The sequence below is a fragment of the Skermanella sp. genome (assembly GCF_059503625.1).
The window spans coordinates 1-6237 of the sequence record NZ_JCACHA010001002.1 but is presented as its reverse complement, the minus strand read 5'-3'; the positions used below and the strand labels follow the sequence as shown (position 1 = coordinate 6237).

The following is a 6237-nucleotide window of genomic DNA, read 5'->3' as shown; positions in this document are numbered from 1 at the left end:
ATCCTTCACCGTCGCCTAACTGCTCATAACCAGCCAATACCGTGAGCAATTACGACGTTTGCCGATTCAGAATAGCTGTCTTCCAGGACACCCATCGAGCGCTGCTGGAGCCCTACCATGCCCACGATAAGGAGAAGTAGAACTCCAAAGCCCGACGCCAGTTTAGTGCCGACCTTGGCATTCCTGATGATAGGGAGCAGCTTGAGCATGTCTTTAATCCTTTACCTGCGCTTAACAACGTCAGTTCGAAACTAATTCTAAGTAAGAGGAATATGACCTACAAAAATTAACTACGTATTTACTCGAAGTGTAAACATTTATATTATTGTTTGTTTTGGCTTGACATGGATCAAGGATCTCTTGGTGCATCGCTCCAAATGCATAGGGTTTAGGTACTGGGGTATAAAATTAGCCATAGCGACAAGATGCCGCTTTTCCTGCGTCAACGGGCTTAGGTGAAGGCAGAGTCAGGAAACGGCGACACCGTTGGACTCAAACGGCGTCGCTGCCTGCCGGCAAACCGGTCGTGGGCGTAGCGAGAACCGGTCCGGCATGCCCACGAGAAAAGACGAATCGCTTTGGACGCCGCCGTCAGAGCAGTCCGCGCACCCGTTCCGCCAGTTCCGCGCGCGGTACGTCGTGCTGTTCGGCCTTGATCAGGTCCTTCAGCGTGACCGTGCCGCGTGCCTGTTCGTCGGTGCCCATCAGGACGGCGAAGCGGATGCCGGCGCGGTCGGCGTATTTCAGCTGCTTGGCGATCTTGGACGCTTCGAACTGGACCTCGGTATTGATCCCCGCAGCGCGGAGGTCGGCGGCGATGGCGAGGTAGTCGGTGGAGAGCGCCGGGTCGAGCTGGGTCACCAGGACGGCGCTGGTACTGCGGTCCGCCTTGATGACGCCCGCTTCCTTCAACTGGTAGAACAGCCGGGTAGCTCCGATCGAGATGCCGACTCCCGGAAGCTTCGACTTGGTGTAGTGGCTCGCCAGATTGTCGTAGCGGCCGCCGGAGCAGACGCTGCCGACGCCGGGGAAGTCGTTCAGGAAGGTTTCGTAGACGGTGCCGGTGTAGTAGTCCAGGCCGCGCGCGATGGCGGGGTTGATCTTGACGAACTCTTCCGGGACCTGGAGCGCGCGGAGGCCTTCCAGCACGGCCTTCAGTTCGGAGAGGCCCTGGCGGAACAGCTCGCTGTCGCCCGGCATCGCTTCGAGAGCCGCCACGATCTCCGCGTTGGTGCCGGTCAGGCCGATGGCGTCGAGCAGGCGGACGGCCAAGTCGCGGTCGAGGGCGATGTCGCCGCCGGTCAGGCTGTCGATCACCTTGTCGCGGCCGATCTTGTCCATCTTGTCGATTTCGCGGAGCGCCAGCTTGCGGCGCTCGCCGTCTTCCAGCGAGAAGTTCTCGAACAGGCCGGCCAGGAGCTTGCGGTTGTTGAAGTTGATCGTGAAGCCGCCGACGTTCAGCTCACGGAAGACGTGGTAGATCACCGCCGGCATCTCGGCATCATAGGCGACCGGCAGACTGTCCTTGCCGATCACGTCGATGTCGCACTGGTAGAACTCGCGGAAGCGGCCCTTCTGCGCCCGCTCGCCCCGGTAGACCCGCTGGATCTGGTAGCGGCGGAAGGGGAAGGCCAGATCGTGTTCGTGCTCCGCGACGTAGCGGGCCAGCGGGACGGTCAGGTCGAAGCGCAGGGCCAGTTCCGGAGCCTTGGCCTGCTGGAGCGAACCGGTGGACTGGACGAAATAAACCTGCTTCTCGGTCTCGCCGCCGGTCTTGGTCAGCAGGACGTCGACCGTCTCGAAAACAGGGGTTTCGACCGGCAGGAAGCCGAACCGCTCATACCCGCGCCGGATGGTGTCCAGAAAATGCTGGAAGGCGATCTGGTCCCTGGGCAGCAGTTCCATCACGCCGGGCGGGGTCTTGGCTTGGATCAGGCTCATTTCAACTTCTTCTGGTCAACGTCTTCGGGAGAGTAAAAAAATCAGAAAACCGTGCAGGCGCGACAATCTAGCGGGTTCGGCAGGGCGGCGCAAACCAGACCCAACGAGCAAGCCGGTTGAGCCCGCGGCATAAAGCTTCTAAAACGCGACCCATAGCCTGCCAGCCGGACCGGATACGCAACGCCGATGACATCAACGCCCACGCCTGAGCCGACCACGCTGACCATCCGTCGCCCCGACGACTGGCACCTGCATCTGCGCGACGGCGCGATGCTGAAGGCTGTCGTGCCGTATACCGCGCGTCAGTTCGGCCGCGCCATCGTCATGCCGAACCTGAAACCGCCCGTGACCACGGTGGCGCAGGCAACGGCCTATGCCGACGCGATCAAGGCCGCCCTGCCGCCTGGGTCGGCTTTTCAGCCGCTGATGACCTGCTACCTGACCGACGGCGCCGATGCCGACGAGATCGCGCGCGGGCACGAGAGCGGCGTCTTTACCGCCGTGAAGCTCTATCCGGCCCATGCCACGACCAATTCGGCCCATGGCGTCACCGACCTTGCCAAGGTCGCGGGCGTGCTGGAGCGGATGCAGCGGATCGGCATGCCGCTGCTGGTCCATGGCGAGGTGACCGACGCCGATGTCGATATCTTCGACCGCGAGGCGGTGTTCATCGACCGGGTCATGATCCCGCTGCTGAAGGATTTCCCCGGCCTGAAGGTGGTGTTCGAGCACATCACGACGCAGGAGGCGGCGGATTTCGTCTCAAGCGACACCAGCGGACGGCTGGGCGCCACCATCACGGCCCATCATCTGGTGATCAACCGCAGCCATATCTTCGCGGGCGGCATCCGGCCGCACCTGTATTGCCTGCCCATCGCCAAGCGCGAACGCCACCGGCTGGCGCTTCGCCGCGCCGCCACGTCGGGGGCGGCGCCGTTCTTCCTCGGCACCGACTCTGCCCCGCATCCGCTGACCGCCAAGGAGAGCGCCTGCGGCTGCGCCGGTGTCTTCACGGCGCCGACCGCCGTCGAGGTCTATGCCCAGGTCTTCGCGGAGGAGGGGGCGCTCGACCGCTTCGAAGCCTTCGCCAGCCTCAACGGCCCGCGCTTCTATGGGCTGCCGGTCAACGAGGATACCGTGACGCTGGAGCGCGCTTGGCAGACTGTTCCCGAGATCGTCCTGTCGTCCGATGGCGACGCCGTGCTGCCGTTCCAGAGCGGCGAACGCCTGAACTGGCGTCTTGCCGACTGACGACGTTCTTATTATCTGCCTCCGGCCTTTAGGATTTAGCCCATGACTCCGCTCAGCGCCACTTACGACCCGGACTACATCGCCACGCTTACCGCCAAGATGCTGATCGAGATCAAGGCGGTGCATTTCAACGGCGAGAAGCCCTTCATCTTCACGTCGGGCTGGGCGAGCCCGGTCTATATCGACTGCCGCAAGATCATTTCCTATCCGCGTGCGCGCGGCGCCGTCATCGACTTCGCGACCGCCACGCTGGCGCGGGAGATCGGGTTCGAGTCGATCGACATCGTCGCCGGCGGCGAGACGGCGGGCATTCCCTTCGCCGCCTGGATCGCCGACCGTCTGGCGCTGCCGATGCAGTACATCCGCAAGAAGCCGAAGGGTTTCGGCCGGAACGCCCAGATCGAGGGCGACGTTGTTGAAGGCGCCCGCACGCTGCTGGTCGAGGACCTGACGACCGACGGCAAGAGCAAGATCAACTTCGTGCAGGCGCTGCGCGATGCCGGCGCTCTGGTGACGGATACTTTTGTCGTGTTCCACTACGGCATCTTCCCGCAGAGCCACACCAACATGGCCAATATCGGCGTGCGCCTGCATGCGCTGGCAACGTGGTGGGACGTACTGCGGGTCGCCAAGGACAACAACTACTTCGACACGCATACGCTGGGCGAGGTCGAGAAGTTCCTGAACAGCCCGGTCGATTGGTCGGGCGCCCATGGCGGCGTTGCCGAGTATCCGGCTTCGTGATTATTTTCGTCTGTTGAGGAACTACGAGGCCTCGACCTTGGCGGACGAACCGACGATCGGTTCCAGGAAGCGGTCGATGTCGGTCCAGGCCCGGTCGCGCAGGTCGTCGGTTTCCATTAGGACTTCGTGCCGGGCCTCCGGATAGCGGATCACGGTGCAGTTGTGATAGCGCAGGCAGAACTTCCGGTGGGAATCGGGGGGGATCAGCGGGTCCTGCTGCGGGCTGAGCAGCAGGATCGGCAGATCGACGCCGGCTACCGTCTCGGTCCGGGCCAGCAGATCGACCGAGCGGAAGGTGGCGTTCAGCCATGCCCAGGTGACGCCGCCTACCCTTAGTTCCGGGTGGGTCCGGAACCACTGGTGATGGACGGCCCAGCGCTTTGGGTCATGGGTGACGGGATTGTTTTCGAAGCTGTGCCCGCGCGGGTCGTAATCGCCCTGTCCCAGCGCATAGGCGGTGCCGAACCCGGTCCTGGTCATGATGGAGGACAGCGCCCGGACGATGGGGCGCGGCACGCCGTTGGTGCTGATATCGGTCATGGGCGCCGACAGCACGGCGGCGGCAAAGTGCCTTCTGCCGGTCGCCAGATAGCGCGCCGCGATATGGCCGCCCATGGAGTGGGCGTAGATCACCAGCGGTCCGGCCTGACGGGGCAGGACGATTCGCTCCAGGAAGAACTGAAGGTCTTCCTCCAGCACTTCGAAGTCGGGCAGGTAATGGCGCTGCTGGCGGGGCGGCGGCAGCGGCCGGGTCGAGCGTCCCTGGCCGCGCCAGTCCAGGCTGAAGACCCGGTATCCACGCGCGGTCCAGCCGCGCGCCAGCTCGTCGTATTTTTCGATGAACTCGGAGCGGCCGTTCAGCATCAGCAGCGTGGCGTGGGGAGGCTGCGGCGGTTCCCAGCAGGCGTGCCGGATCATTGCGCCGTCGGGCAGCTTCAGCATGCCGATGGTTGGGGGAGGTTCACCCAGTACCGGAGGCGCCGCCGCCAGTTCGCCAGGGTCCGGCAAGGTCACATCGGGCACGGACGCTCTCCCCATCTTCAGGTCATGTGCATTGAATGCCATCATGCTGGGGATGCGCGCAACACCCTTGCGGGCTTACGACCGGCGCGCCACCATGAGCGCCATCGAAGTGGCGGCGGGTATCGGTAAGGCGGGCGGGGCGGAATGGAAGCATCGATCCTGATGGCGGCGGCGATGGCCGGAGCGATCGTCGTCCTGACTCCCGGTCCGGCCGTGCTGGCGCTGCTTGGGATCGGCGCCGCGCAGGGCAGGCGGGCAGGGGCCGGCTTCCTGATCGGCCATCTGGTGGGGGACACCCTATGGTCCATGCTGGCGCTGACGGCCCTGATCGGGGCCAAGGTGATAGCGCCGGTGGTGTTTCAGACCTTGGCCGTAGTGTGCGGTGCGTACCTGCTCTATTTGGGCATGCGGGCGGTACTGGTTAGGCGGGATGCGACCGGTCAGGTTTCCACATCGGTTCGCCGTCCGCTGCACCGAGGGCTGATGTTCGGCATCACCAACCCAAAGAGTTACCCGGTCACGCTGTCGGTCTTCACGGCGCTGCTTGCGGGAAACCTGGAATCCCTGACGGTGGCCAACGCGCCGCTGCTGCTGGGCGCGGTGTTCGTTGGGTTCCTGGTCGCCGACGCCATCCTGATCTGGCTGGTCGGGACGCCGCCGCTGCGGCGTCTCTACCGGGCGGGCGAGATCTGGATCGTCCGCGCCACCGGAGTCATGTTCATCGGCTTTGCGGTGGCCACGCTCTGGCAGGCGTTGCGGCCGGCCTGAGCGCCTGCCCTATAACCGCCGGGGCCGCATCCGGTTGACCCTGCCCAGGACCGACATGACGGCGCCGGCGCCGCCGGTGGCGATCCGCCTGGGTATCAGGAAGGGCGTCAGGGCCGCGCGGGTGCCGATGCCGACCACATGGACCGTCCGGCGGCCAAGCTGGTCCAGGCCTTCGCGCGCCACGTCCATCGGGTCGGAAGCGCCGGGGATGCGGGAAAGATCGAAGCCGGAGCGTTCGCTGAAGTCGGTGCGGGTGGCGCCGGGGCACAGCACCAGCAGGTCCAGCGGCTCTCGCCGGGTTTCCTCGTGCAGGCCCTCGCCATAGGCCAGCACGAAGGACTTGGTGGCGGAGTAGGTCGTCAGCAGCGGGATCGGCTGGAACGCCGTCGTGCTTGAAACCAGGATCAGGCCGCACCTGAGATGGTCGCGCCGCGCCCGCTCGATCATGCCGGGCAGGAGCGCTCGGGTCAGGACGGTGGGGGCGACCACGTTGAGTTCGACCGTCGCCAG

7 protein-coding genes are annotated in these 6237 nt (G+C 64.5%); 3 read left to right on the top strand and 4 right to left on the bottom strand.

Annotated features, from left to right (window positions below):
• Positions 1-23: 23 nt before the first annotated feature.
• Complete coding sequence (locus AC5JJ6_RS36625) at positions 24-209, bottom strand: hypothetical protein (protein ID WP_496046758.1); 186 nt, start codon at positions 207-209, stop codon at positions 24-26.
• A 382-nt stretch (positions 210-591) separates the two neighbouring features.
• Positions 592-1941, bottom strand: coding sequence for a histidine--tRNA ligase (hisS, locus tag AC5JJ6_RS36620; protein WP_496046757.1), 1350 nt, complete (start codon positions 1939-1941; stop codon positions 592-594).
• Positions 1942-2127: 186 nt separating this feature from the next.
• Here hisS and pyrC point away from each other — a divergent pair, with 186 nt between their 5' ends.
• Together pyrC and AC5JJ6_RS36610 are read left to right on the top strand one after the other, a co-directional pair.
• On the top strand, positions 2128-3192 hold the full coding sequence (gene pyrC / locus AC5JJ6_RS36615; protein ID WP_496046756.1) for a dihydroorotase: 1065 nt from the start codon (positions 2128-2130) through the stop codon (positions 3190-3192).
• 42 nt (positions 3193-3234) lie between these two features.
• Positions 3235-3936, top strand: a complete 702-nt coding sequence (locus tag AC5JJ6_RS36610; protein ID WP_044429643.1) for an orotate phosphoribosyltransferase — start codon at positions 3235-3237, stop codon at positions 3934-3936.
• A 21-nt stretch (positions 3937-3957) separates the two neighbouring features.
• On the opposite strand, the gene AC5JJ6_RS36605 is transcribed toward AC5JJ6_RS36610, so the two are convergent.
• A complete protein-coding gene (locus AC5JJ6_RS36605) occupies positions 3958-4959 on the bottom strand; it encodes an alpha/beta hydrolase (RefSeq protein WP_496046755.1) in 1002 nt (333 codons plus the stop codon).
• 144 nt (positions 4960-5103) lie between these two features.
• Between AC5JJ6_RS36605 and AC5JJ6_RS36600 the strand changes: the two genes are divergently transcribed.
• Positions 5104-5727, top strand: coding sequence for a LysE family translocator (locus AC5JJ6_RS36600; protein WP_496046754.1), 624 nt, complete (start codon positions 5104-5106; stop codon positions 5725-5727).
• Positions 5728-5736: 9 nt separating this feature from the next.
• On the opposite strand, the gene AC5JJ6_RS36595 is transcribed toward AC5JJ6_RS36600, so the two are convergent.
• Positions 5737-6237, bottom strand: a 501-nt coding sequence (locus AC5JJ6_RS36595; RefSeq protein WP_496046753.1) for an SDR family NAD(P)-dependent oxidoreductase, incomplete at its 5' end; no start/stop codon positions are given.

Excerpts from the sequence above, each read along its gene's own strand:
- AC5JJ6_RS36610 (WP_044429643.1), top strand. The coding sequence starts at position 3,235 with ATGACTCCGCTCAGCGCCACTTACGACCCGGACTACATCGCCACGCTT.
- pyrC (WP_496046756.1), top strand. The coding sequence starts at position 2,128 with ATGACATCAACGCCCACGCCTGAGCCGACCACGCTGACCATCCGTCGC.
- AC5JJ6_RS36600 (WP_496046754.1), top strand. The coding sequence starts at position 5,104 with ATGGAAGCATCGATCCTGATGGCGGCGGCGATGGCCGGAGCGATCGTC.
- AC5JJ6_RS36625 (WP_496046758.1), bottom strand. The coding sequence starts at position 209 with ATGCTCAAGCTGCTCCCTATCATCAGGAATGCCAAGGTCGGCACTAAA.
- hisS (WP_496046757.1), bottom strand. The coding sequence starts at position 1,941 with ATGAGCCTGATCCAAGCCAAGACCCCGCCCGGCGTGATGGAACTGCTG.